This is a genomic window from Leptolyngbya cf. ectocarpi LEGE 11479, assembly GCF_015207065.1.
Lineage (GTDB): Bacteria > Cyanobacteriota > Cyanobacteriia > Phormidesmidales > Phormidesmidaceae > Leptothoe > Leptothoe ectocarpi.
This window is the reverse complement of sequence record NZ_JADEXP010000624.1, coordinates 1-1,480: the sequence shown is the minus strand read 5'-3', so window position 1 is coordinate 1,480 and position 1,480 is coordinate 1. Positions and strand designations below refer to the sequence as shown.

The 1,480-nt window shown below is 39.9% G+C and carries 2 protein-coding genes; both read right to left on the bottom strand.

The annotated features are described in order from the left end of the window. Window positions 1-834: AAA family ATPase (locus tag IQ260_RS30560; RefSeq protein ID WP_193996797.1), on the bottom strand; the 834-nt coding region annotated here is incomplete at its 3' end. Beyond that, window positions 831-1,480: VMAP-C domain-containing protein (locus IQ260_RS30555; RefSeq protein WP_193996796.1), on the bottom strand; the 650-nt coding region annotated here is incomplete at its 5' end. The genes IQ260_RS30555 and IQ260_RS30560, both read right to left, overlap by 4 nt.

Here is a 1,480-nt window from a genome sequence, read left to right as displayed (position 1 = left end):
ACAACGGACACTGCCACCCTCGATAGAAACTTGTATGTCATCTGCCGTACGAATTTGTGTCAATTCTTGAGGCTTAGATTCAGCAAATTTAAGTTGCGCCTCTGAGAGGCTATTTTTCTGAGATTGGTTATCTACAAGGCGTATCAGTTCAGGAATTTCAAACTTCCCTTCCTCTAACAAATGCAGCAGATCATTAGGTAGGTTGATATCACTTTTATCAATCTCGTCAATAAGCAACACCCGAGGATAGGGAGTAGGTAAAAAGGCGGTTCCTAATGGACCAAGTTGAATATAATCTCCAATCGAGTGTTCTTTTTCAACAGACTCATTTGCTTCAACTTTCTGCTTACGCAGTTGGGCATCTTGTAAACGAGCAATGGCATCGTAGCGATAAAGGCCCAGTTCTAAAGTTGAACGGGCCGTAACGGGCCACATTAAGACTGGACCAAGTTTGAGTTCATATGCGATCGCATAGGCTAATGAGGTTTTGCCTGAACCCGGTCTACCAGTAATCAATAAAGGACGACGAAGAGACAGAGCCGCATTTACAGCTTGAATCACATTCGCCTGATCTGTCCGAATTCGAAACTTCTCACCTCGTAAGCGATCATGAATGTTTTCATCTTTGTCCGCCAGGATTTGAAGTTTTATCCAATAGTCTAGAATTCTTTGATGATAAGTAGTTGTGCTAGCTGCTACTTTATCTGCATCATTTTTCTTAGCCTTAGGTCTAAACTGTCGCCAAGGAGGAGGAGGAGGAAGCCGCTTGATACGTTCTCCATCTTGGATATGGTCACCTCGAAAGACTTGCCAGTTTATAGAGCTTTCGCTCATGCCTCTAACCTCGCTTGCTTACGAAACTTTTGGATTTCAGTTATCTTTTGAGGAACATCACACCAAACTCCCAAATGATATCCTAGTGGTTGCTGATCATCAGCAAATTTACGTATATTTGAAATCTTTTCTAGCAAATGAGAGTCGTCAGTAAGATGAGCCAAATTAAATAATGAGCACATATTTTTTTCAAGATTCTCAAGATTTCTATCTCTAGACCAAACAACAATTGGAATACCTGAATCCAGAATTTTTTCTATCAGCTTATCTTTTTTCTGTTTCTCTGAATTAAGAGAGCAGGCAATTGCCATGCCCAGCTTATATGGATCTGATGCTTGCAGAAGAGATTCCAACTTAGCCCAACAGCTGAGATAAACAATCTTAGTTGTAACGATATTGAAATCTGACTTTGTAATAGAGTAAGAATTTAATTTATTCCAGGTTTTCACCAAGTTATTATAATCAGACTTGACATCATATCTATCAAAGGAACGTACGACAACTTTATGTTTACTTCCAAGGGGAACACTCGTTCTTGAACGGCCACGTTTTTGCGATTTAATCTTCCAGGAATCAGCCTTTAAATCAAGCATCAAGTCAAAAGGCAACCAAAACTCTACTGTCAGTTCATAACTAGGTATAGCAT